Raw genomic sequence first — 25,998 nt, 5'->3', positions numbered from 1 at the left:
ATTTAAGATGTCTATCAGATCAATTAAGATCTGTTTGTATTTGTTTCACCGGCAGAACCGGTTTCCCAAACGATAATTCGTTGACATTTTGCTGTTCAGTTTTCAAGGTTCATGTTGTCTGAAGCGTTTCAGTAAGTCTCGCTCCCGACTGCTTTATTACTATACCAAGTGCGTCAACATAAGTCAACACTTTTCGTCAAATTAATTACTAGTCATTAATATACCCGAAAAACATTGCGTTAAACATCATTTATCAATTCCCCATCGTATTTCATTATTTCTATCATTGTGATTGGCTAATTCCACACTCTAAACAAAAAACAGCTACTCAACTTCCATTATGGAAAGTCAGTAGCTGTAGGAGTTTCGTTATTTAACGAAAACGAAATACAATATGAAGAGAACCATCAATACATACATAATAGGATGTATTTCTTTGCGGCGTCCGCTAAGTAGCATTGTAATTGGATAGAAGATGAATCCAATCGCTATTCCTGTTGCAATACTATACGTCAACGGCATTGCAATGACAGTGAAGAATGCCGGGACAGCCATTTCAAAACGCGTCCACTCAATATTTCCTAAATTAGAAACCATTAGCACACCAACAATAATTAATGCAGGCGCTGTAACTTCGGGCGTAATGACGAACAATAAAGGTGAGAAGAATAAAGCTAGTAAGAATAGGAGACCTGTTATAACAGAAGCAAAACCTGTTTTCGCCCCTGCTGCAACTCCAGCTGTAGATTCAACGTAAGAAGTTGTTGTAGATGTACCGAAAATCGCACCAGTGACTGTTGCCATGGAATCCGCCAACAATGCTCTTCCGGCACGTGGCAACTTACCTTCCTTCATTAAACCTGCTTGTGTTGCAACTGCAACGAGTGTTCCTGCAGTATCAAAGAAATCTACAAATAGAAACGTAATAATGATGACAAAAAACTGTGTTGTAAACAATTCGCTTGGGTTATTAAAAATTGTTTCAAATGCTGCACCAAAAGTTGGAGCTACGCTCGGTACACTGGAAACGACTTTATCTGGAACCTCAATAAGACTGGTCAACATCCCTGCAATGGTAGTTATAATCATTCCATAGAATATTGCGCCCTTAATTCCTCTAACCATCATGATTACTGTAATCACTAACCCAAAAATGGAAAGCAATACTGGACCTTGCGATAGATCTCCTAGTGTAACAAGCGTGTTTGGGTCACCTACAATGATATTTGCGTTTTGAAACCCTAAGAATGTTATGAATAAACCAATCCCCGCACCGACTGCATATTTCAATTGCGCCGGAATCGCATTAATAATTAGTTCACGTAGTCCAGATAATGAAAGAACAATAAAGATAAGTCCTGAGAATAACACACCTGTTAAAGCGGTCTGCCAAGGGATTCCATAACCAAGAACGACAGAGAATGCAAAGAATGCATTTAATCCCATACCTGGTGCTAAACCGATTGGATATCGTGCGATGAGACCCATAAATAATGATCCAACTGCTGCTGCTAACGCTGTTGCAACAAATACTGCACCTTTGTCCATACGCATCGCATCCGGAATATCTGGTACCCCGTCAAGAGACAAGACAAGTGGATTCACGGCCAATATGTACGCCATTGCAAGGAACGTTGTTATTCCCCCAATGATTTCTCTTCTATAATTTGTACCTAACTTGTCAAACTCAAAATACTTTTTCATCATCAACCGTCCTCATCTGTTTTGGATATAAAAAGAGCATGCGACAACTAAAGCTGCATGCTCTTTCAAACTCTTCAAAATGGGGATCCCTCTTGTCAGTCCTACTCAAGAAGTGTTCCATTCATCGTAGTCAAAGCATTTACGGTGCTCTGGTAGAGACTTTTGGGCCTTATTCCCAAGGATATACGACAATCAGTTATTTAGTTTTATTCCCACTCGATTGTGCCTGGTGGTTTTGCAGTAATATCATAAACAACACGGTTGACGTGATCAACTTCTGCTGTAATACGTGAACTGATTTTCTCCAAAACATCCCAAGGGATTCGTGCCCAGTCAGCACTCATACCATCTGAAGAATGAACAGCACGGAGACCAATTGCGTGGTCATACGAACGCTTGCCGTCTCTCACACCGACACTCTTGATGCCTGGAAGAACTGCGAAGTACTGCCAAATAGAGCGGTCAAGACCAGCTAAAGCAATTTCTTCACGAAGAATATAATCCGCGTCACGTACAATGTTCAACTTCTCTTCTGTCACTTCACCAAGTACTCGAACACCTAGACCAGGTCCTGGGAACGGCTGACGGTTGTAGATGTCTTCAGGCAATCCAAGCTCTTTACCAACATTACGTACTTCGTCTTTGAACAATGCCTTCAATGGCTCGATTAATTCAAAGTCCATATCTTCTGGTAAGCCGCCAACGTTGTGGTGAGACTTGATGACTTCAGCAGTTGCTGTACCACTTTCAATGATATCTGCATAAATCGTACCTTGCGCAAGGAAATCAATGCCTTTCAATTTCGCTGCTTCTTCATCAAATACACGAATGAACTCGTTACCGATGATCTTACGTTTTTGTTCAGGTTCTGTAACTCCCGCAAGCTTGTCCAAGAAACGCTTAGCTGCATCTACTTTGATGAAATTCATATTGAACTTTGTGCTGAATGTATCGACAACACTTTCCACTTCACCTTTACGCAACAAACCATGATCAACAAAAATACATGTCAACTGGTCACCGATTGCACGGTGGATAAGTGTTGCAACTACTGAAGAGTCGACACCGCCACTTAGTGCACAAAGAACATTACGATTGCCAACTTGCTCACGGATTTTTTCTACTTCTACTTCAATGAAGCGTTCCATTGACCATTCACCTGTCGGATTACAGATTGAACGAAGGAACGTACGAAGAATCGCTTCTCCATTTTCAGTGCTGTCGACTTCAGGATGGAACTGAACGGCGAATAATCCTTTATCCGCGTTCTCGATTGCTGCAATATGTCCATGCTCGTCTTTCACTGTTGCTGTGAAGCCTTCAGGAAGTTCTGCAATTTTTTCAGTGCCACCAATGTGCGCTGCAAATGATCCGCTGATTTCAGCAAATAATTTTGAAGTTCCTTCAGGAGTTAGTGTAGATGTCGCCCCATGAGCTTCCATAGTAGCTGTCTTGCCGCCAAACTGCTCTGCAATGACTTCTAGTCCTGAGCCAAGACCGAGAACTGGAAGCCCTAATGTAAAGATTTCAGGATCGATGTCTGCGTCCATTTTCGTATTTCCACCAGACAAGACAATTCCAGCTGCATGCATGTTACGAATTTCTTCCGCCGTTACTGTGTGCGCATAAAGCTCACTGTATACGCCTAGATCCCGTATTACGCGTGTAATAAGTTGGTTGTACTTGCTACCTAAATCTAAAACCACGATTTTCTCTTGTTCTGACATTAATGGAGCTGCTGACATAAAATCCACCTCTTCTTATTTTATTCAAGTATACCCTTAAAACAGAGAAAGACGCGTTAGAAAGTAAACTCTTTCTGCGCGTCTTCTGTTTCCATCTATAATCTATGAAATAACGAAAACAGACTACGGATTATCCGTAGCTGCTTTCGCTATCATAGACAGGTCTTTTGAGGTGACCTGGTAGAAACATCCGAACCATATTATCGGACCTATATGAGAGCATTCAAGTATTTCTATTCCTGGCATCATTCTACTTCCATTCAATTAAAAAATCAACCAGTTGTCTCAATGATTAAATCTTCCCACATTTTACGTAATTCCGTCCAATTTTGATTCGTTTCTCTTTGCCCGTACAAACCTTTCTCATAAGCCACTGTCAACGTACTCATTTTGTCATCGCCACGCATTCGATCCACTTCTTTTGCGTAGAATGATAACGTCATGCCAGCTGGTTTCTTAATACCGACCCGATTCAAATGCTTCAATAGTTGCTCATATTGAACGGCAAATGTTTCCCAGCCTTCCGCTTTGCTACGACTTCTGTGTACAGCTAGACGTGGCAACCACTTTTTACGTGTTGCATATGATCCTATACCAAACAAGACGATAGCAACCCCAATAATGACACTAACTACCGTCCAAGAACGCAGCCATTCTGGAAAAATTTGAAGCAACCAAGGTTCCTGGGTATTTTTACGTTTAGCAGCTTGTTTTTCTTGTTCTTGTTTCTTTTTGTTTTCAGGACGCTTAATTTGTTCTTGTTCTTTCAAATCATCTTCTGCAACTTCAATATCGAAGTTGACATTCGATACGCCATTAAATCCAATTGTCGGTTCAAATGGCATCCAACCAATACCGGGCATGTAGGCCTCTACCCAAGAATGAGCTTGGTTGTTAGTGACTGTGTAATACTTCTCATGGTTATCATCCCGCTTCAACTCACCAGGGGCAAATCCTTTCACCCATCTTGCTGGGATTCCAACAGATCGAAGCATGACGACCATGGAGGAACTAAAGTTGTCACAATAGCCTCGCTTCGTTTCAAATAAGAATTGGTCGACATAATCTTCATCCTCTTCAGGAACAGCAACCTTGTCTCTTGAGTAAACAAAGCCGCTTCTGCCGAAATACCTTTCAATGGCTTGCGCTTTCTGGTAAACATTTGAGTGATTCACTGTCAATTCCTGAGCCAACTCTTTGACCCGTGATGGGACTTCTTTCGGCAAACTCAAATACTCTTCCATTTCAAATTTCATGGAATCGAGCGAAGCCATGTCTGTTGCACGGAGTTCTTTCAAACTGTATTCGGGCGGTACAAATTCCGTTCGATACGTCATGTCTAACGGCTCATCATAATTTAATATCAACTTTCCTGTATCCCATTCCTGATGATATATAATTCCTTCAGTAGTCTGCAGGGATTCGAAACCATATGGATACGGCAAGATTGGCAGAGGTTCGTACATTTCCATATCAGAACGCTGCCTAGGTGGAACTAAAACTTGTCCGCCAATTTGCTCTGAATATCTTCCTTGCAACAGCGAATTCTCCTCCGATGAAGACTGAATCCACCCTTTGGATGTATACGTATTCTTCGTTTCCATTTTCCAATATTGACGCGAATCCACATATGCTTCAAAAACAAGCGAATCGTCTTGCTCAAATGGCCCTCCCAATTGAGTATCATCTGGATCGTACCCCACTTTTGAAACCCCTTCTCCATTTCCACTTTCGCCTAAACCGGCAGCAGATCGGATAAATGGAACTGGGTCTGGCCATACAGGTTCTTTAATGGGTACGAGAATCGCGACAATTGCAACGAATAGTAATAACCCCACTAGTGGAGCACTTACTTTAAAATAACTTGAGATTGGTAACTGTGTTTTCGTTTTCGCGGATAATCGTAGCGGAAACAGTAAGCCAAGCAGTAACAACCCGATTATCATTACCCGTAAAATTGCAAATGAGGCGTCAAACGATGTAAATGTATCCACCACAGAGAGGAAAATCACTGTCATTCCGAAAAACAGTAGAACGGACTTGCGATATTCGATCCAATATCGTATTAAGTAACAAAGCATCCAAAGTAAGATGAAAAATAATCCCGTTCGAAACATATACGAGATACTCATCCACTCACCAGACCAAATAAACGCAAAATTTTGTTGCACATCGAGCACTGTCATTTTCAGTGCTTCTGCCGATAGCCATTCTTTTTCAAGAAATACGTATTGTAGAGATAGAGTTATGTAGATTGCCTTAATGGGAACACCAATCCATCCCGGAACACGTAACAGTCCAAATAACAAGGCTAATCCCACAAATCCATAAAAAAGGCTAATGTGTCCAGTGTCTGTAAGTTCTTCAACCGGCTTGAGCCACTCAATGGTCATGAAGAAAGCAAGAGTATACAGCAAAACCAAGAGCCACTTATCGATGCGAACATCTTTCACGATTTAGCCACCTCCTGAAACGATCGTTCAAATTGTTGATCAGTTAGCATTTGAACGGTCACACCGAGCGCTCTTGCTGCCTTCACGTTCTGCTCAACTAAATCCGGTATTGGGGCTGCTCCGTTTCTCACAACAAAGCAAAATACCGGTTGCGCACGTGAAGCACTAAGAACAGGACGCAAGAAAACTGGATCTGGATTTCCTGAAATAATTACAATCGCACCAGCACCTTGTAAGGCTACTGTATAATTCGGTGGTTTTGCCATCGTCTCTTCTATCGGCTGAAGGCGAGCAAGTTGCGTGAGCGCTTTCCGAAGCTGCCCTTCTCCTGAAATTGTGCCAATCGCAGAATTCTCAGCATCTGTCGTTAAAAACGTCAAATCCGCTTTTCGTGTAGCTGCTTCTTTTAAAATAGAGGCAGTGAATTGAATTTGTTCTTCAAATGCTAGAGAGGATCTGGCATCGAGCAACAACGTCACGTGTTCCCCTCGTTTGTTCTCAAATTCTTTCGTCATCAAGTTCTGTGTCCGAGCAAATGATTTCCAGTGAATCCAGGACATCCGATCTCCTGGTTGATAATCCCTGACGCTTGTAGCAACCGTGGTTTCTTTTATCAATGAAAATGGTGATCTAGTCGTCCCCCTATCATGATAAGAACCAATTGGTACGTAGTGTATTGACTTCGTCTCAGGAAAAATGAGAAGTGTAGACTCTCCTTCGACGTCGATGATGTCCTGTTTTTTTATCCACCCAAAAAAGTCTGTTATACCTATTTGTACAGGGGGAAAGTCATGCTCTCCTCTTTGTTTACCTTTCAATTCGTACTGAAGGACAACCTCTTTTCGAAATCCCAATATAAACAACCGGGAAGGCTCCCCTTGTGTGATGGCGGCAAACGTACCACACTTTTGCTCTTTGACAGAAAGATACAACAACGGAAATCGATTAGTTCGTTTCACTCGAATCGTCACTTTCGTCGATTCACCAATCCCAAGTAACGGCTGTTGAATAGTACGCGTCACCGTTAACGTCTTTAAGGGATACAGCACGATTGACAGCGCATACAAAGAAAATGGCAAGATAAAGTAAAAGATTGTCCAGCTAGGCATACCGCCTTGAAACATTGCAAACGAATATGCCCCACCTATAATGATCAAAACAAAAAGCGTTTGAATGATTAGTGTTGCACGTTTTCGTTTCATAGAGTGTTCGTCCTCATGATAGGCACTCGGACTTTAGCGATTACGTCAACCAGCACATTATCGATGGAATGACCGCTATATTCTGCATCCGGGTGCAAAATAATTCGATGGCTAAATGCATGAGGAAGCAAATATTGGACGTCGTCTGGGGTTACATAATTACGCCCGTTAATAAGTGCATAAGCTTGACATGCCTTCATGAGACCAAGTGATCCACGCGGACTAACCCCTAGGTACACCGTTGGATGATCACGTGTAGCGGTTGCACAGTCCACTATGTACGACTTTACCGTTGCATCTACTATGACTTTTGTCGCCGACACTTGAAGTTCAAGCAAGTCATCCAGTGTAATTACAGGAGTTGAGAGTTCGGCTGTCATTTGAGATTCCGAGCGTGACAGCACTTCAATTTCCTCGTCTCTTGTGGGGTATCCCATTTTCAACTTAAATAAAAAACGGTCCATTTGAGCTTCTGGAAGAGGATAGGTCCCTTCATATTCGATTGGGTTTTGCGTTGCCATTACGAAAAACGGTTGAGGAAGTTGCAACGTTTTCCCATCTATTGTGATTGAGGATTCTTCCATTCCTTCCAATAGTGCTGCTTGTGTTTTAGGCGAAGTCCTGTTGATTTCATCCGCCAAAATGATATTACCTACAATCGGCCCTGGCCTGAATTCAAACTCCATCTGCTGTGGATTGTAAATTGAAACACCGAGAACATCAGATGGCAACAAATCAGGTGTGAACTGGATTCTTTTGAATTCAGCTCCAATTGACGCAGCCAAAGATTTTACCATCACAGTCTTACCGACACCTGGTACGTCTTCTAGAAGGACATGTCCTCCTGCCAATAATGCTGTTAAACTGAGCTCGCTTATTACACGTTTCCCCACAATTGTTCGTTCGATGTTTGCTAGGATCGCATCAATTTTCTCTTTATGTAACAATCCATTTCCCCCTTGCTCATATACTGGATGACTCTACAGTTGTTTCCATCATACCGGAATTTCTGCGGTCCTACAAACTAATTTACAAAACAAACAGAATTAACCGGTAATAAAAAAACCTCTCCATAACAGAGAGGTTTTACACTTCCTATTTCCAAAAATCATCAAACACCGTAATTGGAAGATGCCGCTTGTGTGCGGAGCGAAGGTAGTGACGTTCAATTGTTTGGCGTGCATCGTCCGGTACCGGTTTTCCTTCTAGATAGTCATCAATTTGTGTATAGGTAACACCAAGTGCGACTTCATCAGGCAATGCCGGTTTGTCTTCCTCTAAATCAGCAGTCGGAACTTTGTTATACAAATGCTCCGGGCACCCAAGGAATCGGAGCATTTCCTTTCCCTGTCGTTTGTTCAAACGGGCTAACGGCGTCACGTCCGCTGCACCATCGCCAAACTTTGTAAAGAATCCCGTTATGGCTTCTGCAGCATGGTCAGTACCGATCACTACACAATGATGGAACGCAGCCACTGAAAACTGGACTTTCATGCGTTCTCTAGCTTTTTCATTGCCTTTTTCAAAATCAGACAAGGAAATCCCTGCCGCGTCAAGTGCGGTTCGGCTAGCATCGACTGCTTCTTTAATATTCACGGTATACGTACTAGTAGGTTTGATGAAGCGCAATGCATCCTGACAATCATCTTCGTCAAATTGCGTGCCGTATGGCAACCGGACTGCAACGAACTTATAGCGATCCGTACCAACTTCTGAATTCAATTCATCTACTGCAACCTGTGCGAGCTTTCCAGCTAGAGTCGAGTCTTGACCTCCGGAAATCCCAAGTACGTAGCCTTCTAAAAACGTGTTTTTCTTCAAATACGACTTTAGGAAATCCACTGAGACCCGTACTTCTTTTTGAGGATCGATTTCTGGTAACACACGTAATTCTTGAATAATTTGCTGTTGTAGGTTATTCATACCTGATCACTCCTATTCGTTTATGAAGTCGCTTACCATCTCCTGAACTTCTTGAATATTCCTCATTTTATTATCCCAACATTTCTGACTTAAATCGACGGGATACTCTTCCGGATTCAGGGATCTTTTGTATTCATCCCATAACAAATTCAAGTTGTCTTTGGCAAATTGTTGAATTTCTTGAGTTGCAGGTACTTCATAGATCACTTGTCCATTTTCGATGACTTTCTCATGAAGGTCTCTGGCTTCAAAATTCGTTACAAACTTAGAGATGAATGTATGAACGGGGTGGAACATTTTAATACGCTTTTCTGCATTCGGATCCTCATCATACAGCGTGATGTAATCTCCTTCAGCTTTTCCATTTTCTTTATCAATAATCCGATATAACTTCTTACGTCCAGGTGTTGTCACTTTCTCGGCATTGGATGATATCTTGATGGTATCCACCATTTCACCATTTCCACCTTCAATCGCAACAAGTTTGTAGACAGCACCTAGCGCTGGTTGGTCATACGCGGTAATCAGTTTTGTTCCAATTCCCCAAATATCCACTTGAGCCCCTTGAGCTTTCAAGTTGAGAATCGTGTATTCGTCCAAATCATTCGACACAACGATTTTCGCATCCTTAAATCCAGCCGCATCCAACATACGTCGCGCTTCTTTTGATAAAAACGCGATGTCACCACTGTCTAGACGAATGCCTATAAAGTTAATGGTATCTCCGAGTTCTTTCGCCACTTTAATAGCAGTCGGTACGCCAATTTTCAACGTGTTATACGTATCTACAAGAAAGACACAGTCGCGATGACGTTTTGCGTATGAGTGGAACGCTTTGTATTCACTTTTGTAAGCTTGCACGAGGGAATGGGCATGCGTGCCGCTCGCCTCGATGCCGAATAACTTGCCAGCGCGCACATTACTGGTTGCTTCTACTCCACCAATTACTGCAGCACGAGCTCCCCAAACAGCCGCATCCATTTCGTGTGCACGACGGCTTCCGAACTCCATCACCACTTCATCTTTCACGACTTGCTTTATACGACTTGCCTTTGTAGCGATTAACGTCTGGTAATTGACGATATTCAAGAGTGCTGTCTCAATAAGCTGCGCCTCCGCTAAGGTTGTTTCAACTCGCAGAATTGGTTCGTTTCCAAATACGGTTTCTCCTTCTTTCATGGAATAGAGGTTCCCCGTAAAACGGACGTCCTTTAAATAGTCGAGAAAGTCTTCTTTATAATGCAATTCGTTTTTTAAATATGCGATATCACTATCCGTGAAATTCAGTTCTCGTAAGTAATTCAGTATGCGCTCTAGTCCCGCAAAAATCGCATAACCGTTTCCAAACGGCAATTTTCTGAAATACAGCTCAAATATTGCCTTTTTGTTATGGATTCCTTCAGCCCAGTACGTTTCCATCATATTAATTTGATATAAATCTGTATGTAATGCAAAGCTATCATCTGTATAGTTTGAGCTCACACTAATTCGCCTCTTCCAATAGGTTATGTAGACCACTTATAACGGTACTTACCCTTTCTCGTCTTCCTTATAACTCGTTCAGTTGACCATTAGCTAAATACTTTTGGGCCAACAGCTCCTCCAATAACACGTCATAGCAAAAAAATCCCACCCTTTATAGATGCCCACTGAACAAATTTCAAACTATATGTAAGTATATCAAATTCCCCAGAGAAATAAATCATCTGGTCCTATTGCGTTCAATAAGCAGATGTGATATTATCTGAACAATCACTTTTTAATAATTCAATAAACAATTCTTATCAAGAGAGACGGAGGGACTGGCCCTACGATGTCTCAGCAACCAGCCAAATGGCCGTGGTGCTAAATCCAGGAGATGCATATGCATCTCGAGATGAGAGCTGACTTCATGCAGTATGCGCAGAAGGCCCTCTATTAGTCATAAGAGGGTCTTCTTTTTGTATAAAATAGCCGATTTTCGGCACTAAAGAAAAGGCGGGATTGAGATGACAACACAAACACAAACAGATTTGTTAGCTGCACTCACCACGTTAAAGGCAAAAGAATGGGTGGATCTCACGCATACATTCGGTCCAACTTCTCCACACTTCTTCATGTTTGAAGATGCTGAGTTTAAAACGCTTTTCAATCACGATGATGGTTTCTTTGCACAGCAATTCAGCTTTGCAGGTCAATATGGAACCCATATCGATGCACCCATCCACTTCGTCCGAGATACTCGTTATTTAGAAGAACTCGAGTTAAAAGAGCTTGTCCTTCCATTAATCGTTGTCGACAAATCGAAGGATGCGGAAGCTGATCATGATTTTACTTGTTCGAAAAATGATTTATTAGACTTCGAAAAAGAACACGGGACGATCGAAGCAGGCTCATTTGTTGCACTTCGTACGGATTGGAGCAAACGTTGGCCGGACACAGAGAGTTTTTGCAACAAAGACAAAGATGGAAACAACAGAATTCCAGGCTGGGGATTGGATGCCTTGAAATTTCTCTTTGAAGAACGAGGCATAAAAGCCGTCGGTCACGAAACATTTGATACTGATTCTGCTGCAGACTTCCGAAAAAACGGAGCGCTTCATGGAGAATACTACGTTCTTGAACAAGATACCTACCAAGTCGAACTGTTGACGAATTTAGACAAACTCCCGACAAAAGGAGCTATCATCTTTAATATTGTCCCAAAACCTGAAAAAGCATCCGGATTTCCAGTGCGCTCTTTCGCAATTCTCCCTTAACAAAAAACAAGCATTCTGCAGTTTACACAGAATGCTTGTTTTTATTATGCTTTTTTCGATGCATGCATTTCTGTCATGCGCTCATAAAAGTCAACAAAGTTGTTAACAACAGAATCCAAGAAGGCCACTGTCGATGCATCTGTTAACTCATCTTCGTCATTCAACTTCTCATGAATAGAACCAATGTACACTTCATTATTTGGCAAAATTAATGGAGAAAGACCCGGGTTAGATAAAATTTCACGTAAGTGAATTTGAGCTCGCACACTACCGAACACGCCCATTGATGAACCTACGATGAATGCAGGCTTATCACGTAGTGTCGCTTCTCCTCCACGGGATAACCAGTCTAACGCATTTTTCATAGCGCCAGGGATGGAGAAGTTATATTCAGGAACTGCGAATAACACAGCATCCGAATCTTTTACATTCTCTTTAAATGCACGAACATTCGCAGGTGGCTCACTTTCATGATCGACTGAGAACATTTCAACATCGTTAATTGAAACCAACGTAATGTCCAAACGATCAGCATACCGTTTTTTCATGAAGTTCACCAATCTTTTATTGTAGGAAGTTGAACTTGTACTTCCGATAATCGCTTTTACTCGTATTGTCATCTTAATATCTCCTTCTGAAAATGATTTTCAATTGCCTTGTAAGAATAGCATATACTCCTTTAACTCTTAACTATTTTGCTCATAACACATTAGACTATACAAAAATTGCCCCTTCAAACTCGTATGAGCTTAAAGGGGCAGCTTTAAATAGGATGCATTACAATTTAAATCGACGAACCGTATCTTGCAAACCTTGTGCCATTTCAGCCAAAGTTTCTGAAGCGGCTGCAATTTCTTCCATTGAGGCTGTTTGCTGTTCAGCTGTTGCTGCAATGTTCTCAGTATGATTTGCTGAATCCATTGCAATGGAAGCGGTCTGTTCAATGACTGCTGCAATACGTCCAGACTCCACCCGGTTTCTCTCGGTACTATTCGTCACATCCTCAATTAGAGCAGAAATGCTAGTAATTGCTTCGGATATTTGTTGGAATGTCTGACCTGTCTCTTGAACAAGATTCGCTCCTTCCTTCACTGCTTGATTTCCTTTTCCAATAGCTGTGACGGAATACCCGATGTCTTCCTGAATCGCCCCAATGAGTGTACCGACCTGAGTGGCAGCATTCGAAGACTGCTCTGCAAGTTTTCGAACCTCATCAGCAACAACTGCAAATCCTCTTCCGTTTTCTCCCGCACGTGCAGCTTCAATTGCTGCATTTAGGGCAAGTAGATTCGTCTGTTCTGCCACATCCGTAATCATTCCTGCAATTTTTCCGATTTCTGCAGATTTACTGCCAAGCTGGTTGACGTAATTGAATGCAGAATCCGTTTCATGCTGAATGGATTCCATATGGTTCACGACACGTGTCACTGATCCAGACCCTTCATGAGCAAGTTGAACAGTGGATCGTACCGTCTCCCCTGCTTGCTCCATCTCTTTTGTGACATGCTCCATGTCTGAAGATAAGGTAGCCGCTGCTTGATTGGCTGTTTCAGTTTGTTCCAGTTGTCCGTCAACTCCGCTTGCTAACTCCTGGATCGCTTCTGAAACGTGTTCAACCGAACGACTCGTTTCTACGCTGCTCGCGGACAACTCCTCTGAAGTCGCTGCCACTTGCATAGATGCATTTGAGACTTGTTCAATCATATCCTTAAGATTGTCCGACATCCGATTCACATACAGTGCGAGTTCTCCAATTTCATCTCGATTTCGGACCCGCTCAACTTCACCTGACAAATCACCGTCTGCCACTTGAGCTACGTGTTCTGTAATCCGTACAAGTGGTTTCGATAAATGGCCAGAGAACCAAATGATGACAACAGCTCCTGCAAGAAGTGAAATTCCAAGAACCACTCCTAGAACCATTAACAAAGTTTTGGATTCACTATTGAAATCCATTAAATAGGACCCCGCGACAACGTTCCATCCCCATTGCGGGAACACTTGAGTATAGACAATTTTAGGCGCAACGGTATCTGTTCCTGGCACCGCGAAATCGAAAGTTAGAAACCCTCCACCATTTTGCGCGGTTTTAATTGTTTCCATTGTAGTCAGCATACCGTCTTTCGTCTTCGAGCCACTTAAGTCTTCCCCCTCTTTAACAGGGTGTGCAAGGGCGACTCCGTCATCCCCCAAGACAAAGAAATAACCATGTTCTCCCATATCCACTTCTGATTCTATTGCACGTGTTCCATCTTCCTGAAGCGGACCAATAAGTTTTTCTTTAGCAATCTCTTGAGCTTCTTTAAGCGATAAATTGCCTTTATCAACTTGTTCTTGTAACGACTCTAGTACATCGATCGCTAGCATTACATCATTTTTCAATCCTTGTGAGCCAATATCATTCAAACTGTTTTTGGCTAATGTGTAGCCACTTAGCCCGATAACCAAACTTGGAATTACTAGTAAAATTGCTGAAATCAATATAAGTTTTGTACGGATTCTCATTTTCATGCTGATCCCCTCCAGAGTTGATATCGGTTAAAAACGGACAATTATAACTAATTTAATGTTTTCGCAACACTTAACTATATAGTGCTAAAGGTAAAATTTCTCATATCTTGATGTTTTCTGGATCTATGAATTCAAACCATTGTTAGTAAGTTAATCTGACCACCTTAATCATTACATATCTGACCATTTCAAAGTGGTCATTAATAGGTATACTAAACATATCAAAAGGGGGAATAATTATGAATCTTTCATACGGTGGCGTTATCATGGATGTGATTAACGCAGAGCAAGCGAAAGTGGCAGAAGCTGCGGGAGCAGTGGCAATAATGGCATTGGAACGAGTGCCTTCGGATATACGTGCAGAGGGTGGCGTTGCACGTATGGCAGATCCAAGGATTGTTGAAGAAGTACAGCGAGCGGTTTCGATTCCCGTAATGGCAAAGGCACGCATTGGACATATTTCCGAGGCGCGTGTATTAGAATCACTTAATGTGGACTGCATCGATGAGAGCGAAGTGTTAACACCAGCTGATGAAGAATTCCATCTGTTAAAAAGTGAATTCCGGGTACCCTTCGTTTGCGGTGCGCGCAACTTAGGGGAAGCTGCCCGCCGTTTAGGAGAAGGAGCTAAAATGCTTCGTACGAAAGGCGAACCAGGTACAGGTAATATCGTAGAAGCTGTGCGCCATCTTAGAATGATCAATGCGCAAGTAACGAAGGTTGTGCATATGAACAACGAGGAGCTCATGACTGAAGCACGAGAACTTGGTGCTCCTTATGAACTGTTGCAAGCTATTAAAAAAGCAGGAAGACTGCCTGTTCTTAACTACTCAGCAGGCGGAGTCGCAACACCTGCTGATGCTGCATTGATGATGGAGTTAGGAGCTGACGGTGTATTCGTTGGTTCAGGCATCTTCAAGTCGGAGAATCCTGAAGCATTTGCCCGCGCGATCGTACAAGCAACTGCAGACTACAAAAATTATGATTTGATCGCTAAGCTTTCAAAAGGACTCGGTACGCCAATGAAAGGCTTGGAAATTTCAAAACTTGCCACTCACGAACTAATGGCAGCTCGGAGTTTGTAAGACTTTATATAGTTACACCTCCTATATCCAGTACGCATTTTTTAGTGAAGTAATCCATTAAACAGCAGCATAGATGTTACTGTTAACTTTCCAAATCATTTCATGTTAAAAACCCCATCGACTCCTATTCCGGAGTCGATGGGGTTTTATCAATTTAATAAGCGCGTGCAAACCAAACAGTATGCTTCGCTTCTTTGCCACAGTTAATGCATGTATGCTTTTCAACTGGTGGATTGAATGGAATATTACGTGTCGTGAACTTTGTTTCTTCCTTTACGTGCTCTTCACAAGCGTCATCTCCACACCATCCTGCAAGAATCCACCCAGGGATTACATTGTTTTCTTGAGATGTAGCAATATGAGTTGTAAGCTCATCTAATGTTTCAATGTTCGTATGAGAGTTCTCATCACGGAACGTACGCGCCTTTTCTAACAAGCGGTTTTGCATCGTTGTTAGTTGGTTTTCGATTTCTGAAACCAATCCTTCTAATGCAAATGCGTCTTTACCTTCTACATCGCGCATTTTCAACATTGCCTGCGCGTTTTCTAAATCCCGTGGTCCTAGTTCAACACGAACCGGTACGCCTTTTAGTTCCCATTCGTTAAATTTATAACCTGGAGACTGATCCGAATCGTCCAAACGTACGCGAATTCCTTTAGACTTCAACTCCGCATAGATTTCATCAAGCTTTTCCATAATCGCAGGATTCTTTTTCCAAGGACCAACTGGGATTAACACAACTTGTGTTGGTGCAACGCGTGGTGGTAACACAAGACCTTGTTCATCACCGTGCACCATAATGACTGACCCGATTAGGCGGGTTGACGTTCCCCATGAAGTCGTGTGAACGAATTCATGCTTATTTTCTTTTGTCAGGAATTTAATATCAAATGCTTCTGCGAACTTTGAACCAAGATAATGAGATGTTCCTGCTTGAACTGCTTTTCCATCCTTCATCATCGCTTCTATGGAATACGTATCCACCGCTCCCGCGAAACGCTCGGATGGTGTTTTTTGTCCATCATATACAGGGATTGCTAGAAGCTCTTCAACGACTTCTTTGTAAATGTTCAACATTTGCATCGTTTCGTGACGTGCTTCTTCTTCATTCGCATGAGCCGTGTGGCCTTCTTGCCATAGGAACTCAGATGTACGGATGAATGGCAATGTCTTCTTTTCCCAACGGAACACGTTCGCCCATTGGTTGATAAGGACTGGAAGATCACGATAGCTCTTGATCCAGTCAGAATATAAGTGACCAATCATCGTTTCTGATGTTGGACGAAGCGCAAGTTTTTCTTCAAGTGGCTCCCCAGCCGCCTCTGTTACCCAAGGCAATTCAGGAGCGAATCCTTCGATATGATCCTTTTCTTTTTGGAAGAATGATTCAGGAATTAGCATCGGGAAATACGCATTACGGTGCCCTGTTTCTTTGAATCGGCGGTTCATCTCATCCTGAATGTGCTCCCAAATTTCAAAGCCATCCGGTTTGAACGCGATACACCCTCGTACTGGTGTATAATCCATCAAATCTGCTTTTTGAATTGTATCAATATACCACTTCGAAAAATCATTCTGTTGCGTGTTTGACATGTCTATTCCTCCTGTTCAATGATTGTGTGTGAAGTCTTTGCCCACAAAAAAAAACACAAAGACGTCCTTGTAAAAGGACGTCTTTGTGTTTTGGACGCGGTACCACCTTAGTTCGACTAATAAGCAAAAATCGCAAATTAGTCCTCTATCGTTTCGTAACGGGACGAACCGGTCGTGTTTACACGACATCTCGGTGGTAGGGTTCAACAAGAAGAGGTGATAGAGCTTTCAGCAACGCGCTCTATTTTCTGTTTCACAATTCTTATCTACTTGGCCACTTCATCGATCATTATTTCCTATACTATACCAAACAATCGTTTCCTAAACAATGGTGAAAAGCATTCCGTCATATGTACAGGAAAATTTAACAGAAAAGCAAAAACACATGAAGAACGTTTAGTCGTCTATACAGAACTTGAAGGTCTAGACGAGGAAGGTTGACTTCACTGAGGGTGGGTATACTGTGGAAAAGGAGTGAAATCTTTGAATTTTCCACAACAGAACAAGTCAATTTCTCCTATTGAAGCCGTTGATGTGATTGAACAAGTTGCTGGGACCCACAAGGGGTATCGAAGAGCTCACGCAAAGGGAATTGGATTCGATGCGACATTCACACCGAACGACAATGCGAAACCTTTTACCCAAGCTTCATTTTTACAAGGAGAGGCTCAAAATGTCATCGTTCGCTTTTCTCATAGTTCTCCAATACCCGATACTTCCGAGCAATTGATCCCTATCAAAGGCATGGCGGTACAGTTTCCAATGCCCACCGGTAAGCCGATCTCGCTCGTTATGACCAATGCACCGGTGTTTCCAACTAAAACACCAGAAGCATTTGTACGCCTTATCCAAGCAATTGGTGGAAAGAATCTATCGTTAAAAGAAAAACTCGCCACACTAAGTAATGACACGGAATTCAAAACTATTCCTGCATTACTGAAGCAACTGAAGACTCCTGCGAGCTTTGCAACCACTCGCTTCTGGGCACTCCATGCCTATATTCTTGATACAGCTACAGGTGAACATCAGGCTGTTCGCTTCTCTTTCGTACCTGTAGCTAAGGAAGATAAGCTTCCCTTCACTACAAAAGATATGGAGTTGGAGCTACTGGAACGGATGGTGGTTTCCCCTGTAAGTTTCAGACTGCTGATGACCCTTGCAGCACCAGAAGACCCTATAGATGACCCTTCCATTTCATGGCCAGATGATCGCCTTGTAATCGATGTTGGCAATTTAGTACTGACTGAAAAAAGGATAGACCTTGCAGAGAAGCATTTATTCGACCCTACAAACGAAACTCTTGGTTTCAGTTGCTCAGATGATCCAGTGCTCCATTACAGATCTAAAATATATGAAGAATCCTACCGCAGAAGGTCATCTGAAATATAGGAAACCTTCGACCAGACATCGACTAGCGTATACTCCCTATCATGGTTATAAGGTTTTGACATAGTTTAAGAGGGGTAACTAAACGTTAATTGAATTGGAATAAGGAGGGATTTCCATGATTGCATTAAAGAGTAAGATTGAAGGTAAGATGGTCATCTACGGAAATGCATTGAAGCTATTAAAAAAAGCAGGTATGGATATAGGAGGTGGCTGGAAATACGATCATGGTATGTTTGATACGATATTGTATCAGCGAGAAGAAACAACAATCTATTTAAGAGTCCCTTTCATCGTCCTGCAAGGTGAACTCGATTCACCCAATACGATTATTCGCTTCCAAACACCATTTGTAATAAAACACGTTATGAATATCGGTTTGGACGATGAAGAGAGTCCAACTATGACCGTTGCTGGATTAGAACAATTCCAGGCTCCGCAAGGCCCTGATTCTCCTATTGACCGACAGCGTGAATTTGCGATTGACGCTCAGACAAAGCTTGATGAGATTGCTGAAGACGTCATGTTTGCTTCTATTTAAGAATGAGCCTACATACATTATTACTTCCCTAGGAAAACTGCCTCTCTTGCTGAATTGGCAGTTTTTTTATGGGATTATCGCTTGCTTTGAGTCAATTCATGAAACCGCTCGGACGCTTCCTGTTCATCAAAGGTACTGAACCAGACATAGTCTTCCTTATCCAATATTCTAAAATGTTGACTGATCAGGTTCTGTTGGATTCTAAAGTCTCTTTTAGTTTCTACTTCTTTCCACCAAACTTTTCCTCCGAGTGTTTTACCTTTTGGACGATCTAATCCATTGTGGGCAATTGTACGGATGACTTCTAATGGTGCATCCCCCAAAAGCGATTGGATGATTTCACTATCGGAAAATAACGCAACAATCGCTACAACAACTGTCCAACTAGCAGTTGTACGATTCTTTTCTATTTGAACAAGCGTTTTCTTGGATACGCCTAAAATAGATGCCATGGTTTCTTGTGAATATCCAGCTTCCGTACGGATAAGGATAGCACGGTGCGAGATTTGCTCTATCAGTTGTTCTGGATTCATGGGAACTCCCCCTTTTACAATAGTGTAATAATACACTTATTGAACTAACTTTACAAAACAAATGTTTATCTCGGCAACTTGTTCATCCCATTTCCGTCTTGTTACCAACGAACGAATGAGAAAATTAGGTATATGGAAATGGAGCGATTCAGATGAAAAAGGGGAAACGTCTAATGTTTGTGATGATTATTGGATTTTTCATGATTCTCGCATGGTGGTTCGCAACAGGACATGCGATGAAAGAAGCACAAAATAAACGAGCTGACGGGAATTTTTCGATTGCAGTTGTCCTCGGTGCAAAAGTAAACGGAACGACACCTTCACTTGCACTCAGATATCGTTTAGAGGCTGCTCTTTCCTATGCAAAGAGCCATCCGAACGTAACGCTCGTTCTTTCCGGAGGACAAGGGCCCGACGAAGGCATTAGCGAAGCACAAGCTATGGTGAATTATTTATCAGCACAGGGGTTTCCTGAAAACCGAATGATCGTTGAAGACCAATCCACTTCCACATATGAAAACTTAGTCAACACTAAGAAACTACTTCCTCAAGACGTGACAGGTATCACGATAATCACTAGTGATTACCACGTAGCACGTGCCGGGTATCTTGCTGAGAAAGTAGGATATGAATGGGATGCAATTCCGGCCAAAACACCAAAGGTCGTGGAAGCTAAAGTTCAATTCCGTGAGCGGCTTGCCTTATTGAAAACATGGGTTGTCGGAAAATGAATAGGAACATCCTATTCTGCTAGGAATTATCAAAAAACATATTCTCCTCTGAATTTTACTATGATAGTCTTAGGTAGTGTCACTAGTAAAAGGGGGAGGTATGGGCAATGCGCGTACTCACGAGATGGTCAAATACCATCATGGAAAGATATTTGCCAGATCCGTACATATTTGTAGCAATACTCACACTCGTTGTATTTGGTTTAGGTCTCGGATTAACAGACTCCGGACCACTCGATATGGTCGTCTACTGGGGAGATGGCTTCTGGGGGTTACTTTCATTTACAATGCAGATGGTAATCGTGCTCGTAGCTGGGCATGTATTAGCTAGTAGTCCTCTATTTAAAAAGGGACTGAGCAGTTTAGCAAGTCTAGCAAAGTCACCTGGTTCCGCAATAGTTCTAGTTACAGTTGTTTCTATAATTGCATGTTGGATTAACTGGGGATTCGGTTTAGTCATAGGTGCCCTGTTTGCAAAAGAAATTGCAAAAAAAGTTAAGACAGTCGATTATCGGTTACTGATTGCTAGTGCGTATTCAGGTTTTATCGTTTGGCACGGGGGACTTGGAGGTTCAATTCCTCTCTCCATCGCGACAGCAGATCACCCATATGTAGACATGACGGGAATTATTCCGACTTCTGAGACGATCTTTTCTCCATATAATCTCCTGATCATTGGAATTCTTTTTGTCACACTACCTATTTTGAACCGTTTTATGATGCCGAAACCGGAAGAGACGGTTACTGTTGACCCGGCTCTTTTAGAAGACGAGCTCATTGTTGAAGAAATCACTGAACAAACACCTGCTTCACGATTGGAAAACAGCTGGATTCTTTCCATGATTATTGGTGCACTTGGTCTTGTCTATTTAGTTCAACATTTCGTAGTAAATGGTTTCGATTTGAATTTGAATATCGTGAACTTGATATTCTTCACACTAGGAATCATCTTCCACGGTACACCTAAACTCTTCCTTGCAGCAGTTGCCAATGCAGTAAAAACAGCCGGCGGCATAATTATTCAGTTTCCATTCTATGCTGGAATAATGGGCATGATGGTCACCTCTGGATTAGCCGGCGTGATTTCTGAAGGATTCGTAAGTATTTCAACAGCAGCTACATTCCCGCTATTCTCCTTCTATGCAGCTGGAATCGTTAACTTCTTTGTTCCTTCTGGCGGTGGACAATGGGCTGTTCAGGCACCAATTATGTTGGATGCGGCTCAGCAGTTAGGTGTCAGCTATTCTAAAACCGCAATGGCAATCGCTTGGGGAGATGCTTGGACAAATATGATTCAACCATTTTGGGCACTTCCAGCACTCGCAATTGCAGGACTTCGTGCTAAAGATATTATGGGCTACTGTGTGTTTGTTCTTGTGCTCAGTGGTATCGTTATTAGTGTCGGTCTATACTTCTTCTAAGCGTTTCTCAACATGAACAAAAAAGAGGCACCGTTTCGTTCAAAATTGAACGAAATGGTGCCTCTTCCTTTAGTCATCCTTTTAAGAATGGATGACCCTCATTGATTGGAATAGAACGACTCCTAAGGGATTAGCATAGAGGTCGACTTTTGTGAACAAAAAGCGAAGTGTTGATTGTACATCTTTGTACTGATCAACTATCCCTTAGAAAACAGCCTATTTTAAAAATTGTTCTTCAAAATAGTTCAGTTGGAAATCTAAAGTTAGAGAATCGTTAAACATAAAGGCATTTCCGTCCACTTCAATAACATGGTCGTTCTTTACAGCTGGCATTTCTTTATATAGTTCTGTCTCTTGATAGGAATTATCTTGATCATTGTATTTACTTACAACCAAGTAGTCTCCAACATAGTCGGGTAATACTTCAGATGAAATCATGTAGTATCCTTCTTTACTCGTCATTTCCTTAACTTTTTCAGGCATTTTCAAACCCATTGCTTGATAAAGAACTTCTGTGCCTCTTCCCCAACTATTGCCAAGAATACCTATATCTTTATCGTAACTTTCCATTACAGTCACTGTTGAATCTTTACCAACTTTTGCTTTAATTTCATTTCCTACAGTAGTTGCACGTTTTTTGAAGTCATTAACCCAGTCTTGAGCTTCTTTTTCTTTGTTTACCAATTTCCCAATTTCTAAATGCTGAGTTAAATAATCGACCTTATTATACGTATAGGTAACTGTTGGAGCAATTTTTTTCATCCTGTCTAGATTATTATTGTCACTGTCTCCAATAATTAAATCTGGTTTTAATTCAATAATTTTCTCTAGGTCCTCATCTGAAACAGTTGTAACATCTTTTAATTGATCTTTAAATAATGGACTTGCCTTAGACCATTCGTCTACCCCTACGATATTGATGCCTAGTGCAATTAAGTCACCTGCATTACCAGTTAAAACTACTACTCTTTTCGGATGAGCGGGTACTTCAATAGGTCCGTTTTCAGATTGATATGTAATTGTTTCACTGTCGTCCTCTTTATTTGTATCCCTCGATGCCTGATTCTTTGTGCTATTGCCACAGGCACTAATAATAAGAACGCATATTAACATGAATGGTATTATTATTTTTTTCAATTTTAGATTCTCCTTTATAGTTGTTATCATCTCTATCGCTCTTCAAACGATAATGATAATGATTATCATTCCCATTTAAAATAATAGTCTGCTTTTAATTTCTTGTCAATAGCTCCTCAAGATAAATTACCCATTTCTATCGACCGTTCGCTCATCCTCTGTATGCTAAAAAATCATTTTGGAGAACTATTATTCGTTCTATACATCTAAAAATTTGGATACAAAAATAGCCTTGTTAAAAACAATTTAACAAGGCTACCTTTACTATCTTCTTCTGCAATTACATTTTGTTGAAGTAGAAAATAGGCTCAACGCCAAAATCTTTTTTTAAAATTTTTCTAGACATTCACCATATAGGATTGCAGCGGAAGCATCCACCTGAAGCGAAAATCCTATAGCGGTTATCTTGCAGTCAAGCACATGTTATAGTGGCAAACCAGAAGATGTCGTTAATAAACTTCTTGCTTGATGTCTTGTTTCCACAGCAGAATTTCATTAGCAACTTTTTCAGGATCGTCCCAATGAAGGTTGTGTTGCGTGTTTTCTATACCTATTACCTTTAATACTTTAATGCCTTTTTTAATTTCCTGTACTCCCTTTTTCCGGGCTGAATCTGTTGGTTCAATTGTTGCATGAAGTAATAACACAGGACACTGAATACTACCAAAAGTAGTCGAACAAGGCTCTTTATAGAATGCCTTAATAATTGCTTGAATACTGAAAACATCAGCCTTAAATATATAGTTGTCTTTAACCTTTTTAAAGCTAGATGCTATTAATGAATTAAGATTTGTATCCCATTGCTTTGTTGTGTAACCTTGGTATTCTTTGACCACTTCGTCCCAAGAACTATAAATACTGGATTCAACATAATCCTTCCAATCTATCAAGGCTTTTTCCTCTGTCAGTCCATCAACATGTTCAGGAAACGCATATCCTCCGTCTAGTAAAATTACGCCCTTCACTTTAGACGGAAATATTCCTGCTACGTGTAGGCAAATATCTGCCCCCCAAGAATGTCCCAACATGTAAAACGGTTTATTCGTAATCTTTTTTATTACTTGATAAATGTTCTTTGCTAAGGAGGAAAACATATAATCCTCCTCCAGTTTTAGTGAGTCAGTTTCACCATGTCCCGGGTTATCTATAAGAATAAGATGAAAATCGTTTATTAGGTATTCAATAATGCCAGAAAAACTATTTAAATCGCCAGTCATTCCGTGAAGACAAACAAGTGAAGGAAGGCTGTTATCACCAATTTCACATCCGTGAAAAGTATTGTCATCTACAGCTATTTGAAACTTCTTCAATTTTATTCCTCCTCCACAATTTTACCTTTTTTGTTATATTCCTTAATCTATTTACTTCAAGTTAATATCCCGTTTGTTGAAGAACTAGCTATATCATGGTACCACATTTGCCCAAATTGCAGCTGTCCTTTCTTATCTTTTAAGAAAGGACGATCCAGGAGCCATTACGACTCGTTGGATCGTCCCTTTTTAGATATTAGCTATTTAAATATTCTTTCACTGCTTGCGACACTACTTTACCTTCAGCGCTGCCAGCCGTTTCTTTCATCATCTGACCGACGACTTGGCCCATAGAACTTTCTTTGCTAATACCAAGTTTAGCGATGAGCTCTTTTACTTCATCGACAGTGAGTTGTTTTGGTAAATAATGCTCAATGATCGTGATTTTCTCAGTTTCTGCAGCAACAATATCTTCACGATTCGCTTTTTGACCTTCTTCTAGAGATTGTTTGGTTTGTTTAAGCTCACGTTGAACCACTTTCAACTCTTCCTCTTCCGTCAATTCGCGCTTAAGATCGAGCTCTTGGTTTTGAATACCTGCCCGTAGTAAATTAATAACACCTTTTTTAACGGTGTCCTTCTCTTTCATTGCTGTTTTCATATCAGCCATTAATGTCTTTTTCAGTTCTGACATTGCAATCCCTCATTTCAGAAAGTACGTTCACTTCTAGTATACAAAAAAAATCTCGATACCACACTCTCCATGCCTTCATGGGATCACTCAGAAAAAAAGAGACGCAACTTCACAATCAAAAACTAAATAAAGAAGCTCAGACCAGGAGTAGTCCGAGCTTCTTTGTTCTATTATCGCGCAAGTCTCTTTTCAACATCATCCACAATATCTTGAACTGAGTTCCCCTCGATACTAACGATTGGGAAATCATATTGGTCTACATTGACATCACTCAATGCACGGATTACACCGAAATCATAACCACTTACTTTTTCATCTGATTCAAACATTTTCACTTCATGTCCTTTTCCCTCAAGTGCTTGTTTCACATCATCAAATGGTTTTTCAACTGCAATTTTAGCCATTATACCTTCCTCCTCTTAGTAGTTGTGTTCATATTTTGCTAATACGAGTATCATTCCCTGCAGATGCCAAACTAAACTTGTCCATTCTAAAGAAGTCCCTATCGATTCGCCTATATCACTCTACTATGACCTATTAACGAGGTTCGTGTTCCATCGTATCGGGTATTCTTGATAAGACAATACGATAAGGAAGTGAACGATGCTTGTTTGGGTTTTCAGATTTAATCGCTCTTGTTATTTCAGCTTTTATCATATTGCCTGTAGTAGTGTTCATACGAGAATTTGGGTATTTGTCTGTTACTCTGCTGTTCGGTGTGAAAAACCCTAGAATCACAGTCGGTTCTGGCCCAAGGGTTTTTAGATTCTGGATTTTTGATATTCGTAAATACTACCATTTGTACAGTTGGTTTTCGTTCGATGATATTAAACGAAAGAGCAACTTTTCGTATATTATGATCTACGCTGCTCCGATTCTAGCAAATGTTGTCGTTGCTCTAACGCTGAATACTTTAATAGCGAACGGATTCTTACAAGACCAAGTAAGGTTTTGGAATCGATTCATATTTTATGTGTTTTTCTATGTATTGTTCGATGCTATTCCCATGCTGATTACAAATGGCAAACCGAATAATGGAATGATCATCTATGAGCTCATCCGCTATGGTAAACGAGTTGACTATAATAAGGATGAAATTATTCCCTCTACGACACAAGTTGATGAAGAGTACGAAGAAGAAATGAAAAAGATTGAAAAAATGCAGGAGGAAATTGAACACTTAAAAGCAGGTAATGATGAAACCCCCACTCCGGAACCACAAGTTGTTGGTAATGAGATTCAAGAAGATTTCAAAGAAACCGCAGAGGTCGAAGCAAAAGAAGAGTTAGCAGCAGAACGGAAAGAAAACGAGAAAAAGGAAGGAACCTGATCATGCGGGCTCCTTCCTTT

At 41.2% G+C, this 25,998-nt stretch carries 22 protein-coding genes, 3 riboswitches and 1 other annotated feature; of the genes, 7 read left to right on the top strand and 15 right to left on the bottom strand.

The window, feature by feature from the left end; genetic code table 11:
• Positions 1-369: 369 nt before the first annotated feature.
• The 7 genes from N693_RS0106980 to N693_RS0106950 form a co-directional block, all read right to left on the bottom strand.
• On the bottom strand, positions 370-1,704 hold the full coding sequence (locus tag N693_RS0106980) for an NCS2 family permease (protein WP_025784087.1): 1,335 nt from the start codon (positions 1,702-1,704) through the stop codon (positions 370-372).
• 107 nt (positions 1,705-1,811) lie between these two features.
• A riboswitch (purine riboswitch) is annotated at positions 1,812-1,913 on the bottom strand.
• Positions 1,911-3,449, bottom strand: a complete 1,539-nt coding sequence (gene guaA, locus N693_RS0106975; RefSeq protein ID WP_025784086.1) for a glutamine-hydrolyzing GMP synthase — start codon at positions 3,447-3,449, stop codon at positions 1,911-1,913. (Overlaps the previous riboswitch by 3 nt.)
• A gap of 135 nt (positions 3,450-3,584) precedes the next feature.
• A riboswitch (purine riboswitch) is annotated at positions 3,585-3,686 on the bottom strand.
• A gap of 35 nt (positions 3,687-3,721) precedes the next feature.
• Complete coding sequence (locus N693_RS0106970) at positions 3,722-5,902, bottom strand: transglutaminaseTgpA domain-containing protein (protein WP_025784085.1); 2,181 nt, start codon at positions 5,900-5,902, stop codon at positions 3,722-3,724.
• Positions 5,899-7,104, bottom strand: coding sequence for a DUF58 domain-containing protein (locus tag N693_RS18975; RefSeq protein WP_025784084.1), 1,206 nt, complete (start codon positions 7,102-7,104; stop codon positions 5,899-5,901). The genes N693_RS0106970 and N693_RS18975 overlap by 4 nt, the downstream gene beginning before the upstream one ends.
• Positions 7,101-8,051, bottom strand: coding sequence for a MoxR family ATPase (locus tag N693_RS0106960; protein ID WP_025784083.1), 951 nt, complete (start codon positions 8,049-8,051; stop codon positions 7,101-7,103). Before N693_RS0106960 ends, N693_RS18975 begins: the two co-directional genes overlap by 4 nt.
• Before the next feature lie 148 nt (positions 8,052-8,199).
• On the bottom strand, positions 8,200-9,027 hold the full coding sequence (gene nadE / locus N693_RS0106955) for an ammonia-dependent NAD(+) synthetase (protein WP_025784082.1): 828 nt from the start codon (positions 9,025-9,027) through the stop codon (positions 8,200-8,202).
• Positions 9,028-9,039: 12 nt separating this feature from the next.
• On the bottom strand, positions 9,040-10,509 hold the full coding sequence (locus N693_RS0106950; protein ID WP_025784081.1) for a nicotinate phosphoribosyltransferase: 1,470 nt from the start codon (positions 10,507-10,509) through the stop codon (positions 9,040-9,042).
• A gap of 296 nt (positions 10,510-10,805) precedes the next feature.
• Positions 10,806-10,910, top strand: a riboswitch (SAM riboswitch).
• 105 nt (positions 10,911-11,015) lie between these two features.
• Here N693_RS0106950 and N693_RS18970 point away from each other — a divergent pair.
• Positions 11,016-11,765, top strand: coding sequence for a cyclase family protein (locus N693_RS18970; protein WP_037592903.1), 750 nt, complete (start codon positions 11,016-11,018; stop codon positions 11,763-11,765).
• A 44-nt stretch (positions 11,766-11,809) separates the two neighbouring features.
• Here the strand turns inward: N693_RS18970 and N693_RS0106940 are convergent, their stop codons facing one another.
• Positions 11,810-12,385 (bottom strand): NADPH-dependent FMN reductase, encoded by a 576-nt coding sequence (locus N693_RS0106940; RefSeq protein ID WP_051508697.1) that lies wholly within the window; start codon positions 12,383-12,385, stop codon positions 11,810-11,812.
• 157 nt (positions 12,386-12,542) lie between these two features.
• Positions 12,543-14,276 carry a methyl-accepting chemotaxis protein gene (locus N693_RS0106935; protein ID WP_025784079.1) on the bottom strand — a complete coding sequence of 578 codons (1,734 nt, stop codon included), beginning with the start codon at positions 14,274-14,276 and terminating at the stop codon, positions 12,543-12,545.
• 239 nt (positions 14,277-14,515) lie between these two features.
• Between N693_RS0106935 and pdxS the strand changes: the two genes are divergently transcribed.
• Positions 14,516-15,361 (top strand): pyridoxal 5'-phosphate synthase lyase subunit PdxS, encoded by an 846-nt coding sequence (gene pdxS / locus N693_RS0106930; protein WP_025784078.1) that lies wholly within the window; start codon positions 14,516-14,518, stop codon positions 15,359-15,361.
• 154 nt (positions 15,362-15,515) lie between these two features.
• On the opposite strand, the gene proS is transcribed toward pdxS, so the two are convergent.
• Positions 15,516-16,955 carry a proline--tRNA ligase gene (gene proS, locus N693_RS0106925; RefSeq protein ID WP_025784077.1) on the bottom strand — a complete coding sequence of 480 codons (1,440 nt, stop codon included), beginning with the start codon at positions 16,953-16,955 and terminating at the stop codon, positions 15,516-15,518.
• Between the two features lie 70 nt (positions 16,956-17,025).
• Positions 17,026-17,247: a binding site (T-box leader), on the bottom strand.
• Positions 17,248-17,438: 191 nt separating this feature from the next.
• Here proS and N693_RS0106915 point away from each other — a divergent pair.
• Complete coding sequence (locus N693_RS0106915; protein WP_025784075.1) at positions 17,439-18,344, top strand: catalase; 906 nt, start codon at positions 17,439-17,441, stop codon at positions 18,342-18,344.
• 115 nt (positions 18,345-18,459) lie between these two features.
• Entirely contained in the window at positions 18,460-18,882 is a 423-nt protein-coding gene (locus N693_RS0106910) for a YugN family protein (RefSeq protein ID WP_025784074.1), read from the top strand.
• Positions 18,883-18,956: 74 nt separating this feature from the next.
• On the opposite strand, the gene N693_RS0106905 is transcribed toward N693_RS0106910, so the two are convergent.
• Complete coding sequence (locus tag N693_RS0106905; protein WP_025784073.1) at positions 18,957-19,415, bottom strand: helix-turn-helix transcriptional regulator; 459 nt, start codon at positions 19,413-19,415, stop codon at positions 18,957-18,959.
• A 152-nt stretch (positions 19,416-19,567) separates the two neighbouring features.
• On the opposite strand from N693_RS0106905, the gene N693_RS0106900 reads away from it, so the two are divergent.
• On the top strand, positions 19,568-20,146 hold the full coding sequence (locus N693_RS0106900) for a YdcF family protein (protein WP_025784072.1): 579 nt from the start codon (positions 19,568-19,570) through the stop codon (positions 20,144-20,146).
• Positions 20,147-20,253: 107 nt separating this feature from the next.
• The gene (locus tag N693_RS0106895; protein WP_025784071.1) at positions 20,254-21,567 is read left to right on the top strand and encodes a short-chain fatty acid transporter; all 1,314 of its coding nucleotides are present in this window, start codon (positions 20,254-20,256) and stop codon (positions 21,565-21,567) included.
• A gap of 216 nt (positions 21,568-21,783) precedes the next feature.
• On the opposite strand, the gene N693_RS0106890 is transcribed toward N693_RS0106895, so the two are convergent.
• The 4 genes from N693_RS0106890 to N693_RS0106875 all read right to left on the bottom strand — a co-directional run bounded on the left by N693_RS0106890 (position 21,784) and on the right by N693_RS0106875 (position 25,052).
• Complete coding sequence (locus tag N693_RS0106890) at positions 21,784-22,704, bottom strand: iron-hydroxamate ABC transporter substrate-binding protein (protein WP_025784070.1); 921 nt, start codon at positions 22,702-22,704, stop codon at positions 21,784-21,786.
• A gap of 449 nt (positions 22,705-23,153) precedes the next feature.
• Positions 23,154-24,014, bottom strand: a complete 861-nt coding sequence (locus N693_RS0106885) for an alpha/beta fold hydrolase (RefSeq protein ID WP_025784069.1) — start codon at positions 24,012-24,014, stop codon at positions 23,154-23,156.
• A 196-nt stretch (positions 24,015-24,210) separates the two neighbouring features.
• Positions 24,211-24,648: a GatB/YqeY domain-containing protein gene (locus N693_RS0106880; RefSeq protein WP_025784068.1), complete on the bottom strand. Its 438-nt coding sequence runs from the start codon at positions 24,646-24,648 to the stop codon at positions 24,211-24,213.
• A gap of 170 nt (positions 24,649-24,818) precedes the next feature.
• Entirely contained in the window at positions 24,819-25,052 is a 234-nt protein-coding gene (locus N693_RS0106875; RefSeq protein ID WP_025784067.1) for a YkuS family protein, read from the bottom strand.
• Positions 25,053-25,255: 203 nt separating this feature from the next.
• On the opposite strand from N693_RS0106875, the gene N693_RS0106870 reads away from it, so the two are divergent.
• On the top strand, positions 25,256-25,978 hold the full coding sequence (locus N693_RS0106870) for a hypothetical protein (RefSeq protein ID WP_025784066.1): 723 nt from the start codon (positions 25,256-25,258) through the stop codon (positions 25,976-25,978).
• Positions 25,979-25,998: the final 20 nt, after the last annotated feature.

Origin of the sequence: Sporosarcina sp. D27, assembly GCF_000586555.1 — a bacterium.
Classification (GTDB): Bacteria; Bacillota; Bacilli; order Bacillales_A; family Planococcaceae; genus Sporosarcina.
Note: the sequence above shows the minus strand (reverse complement) of the source record. Positions and strands in the feature narration are given on the sequence as shown.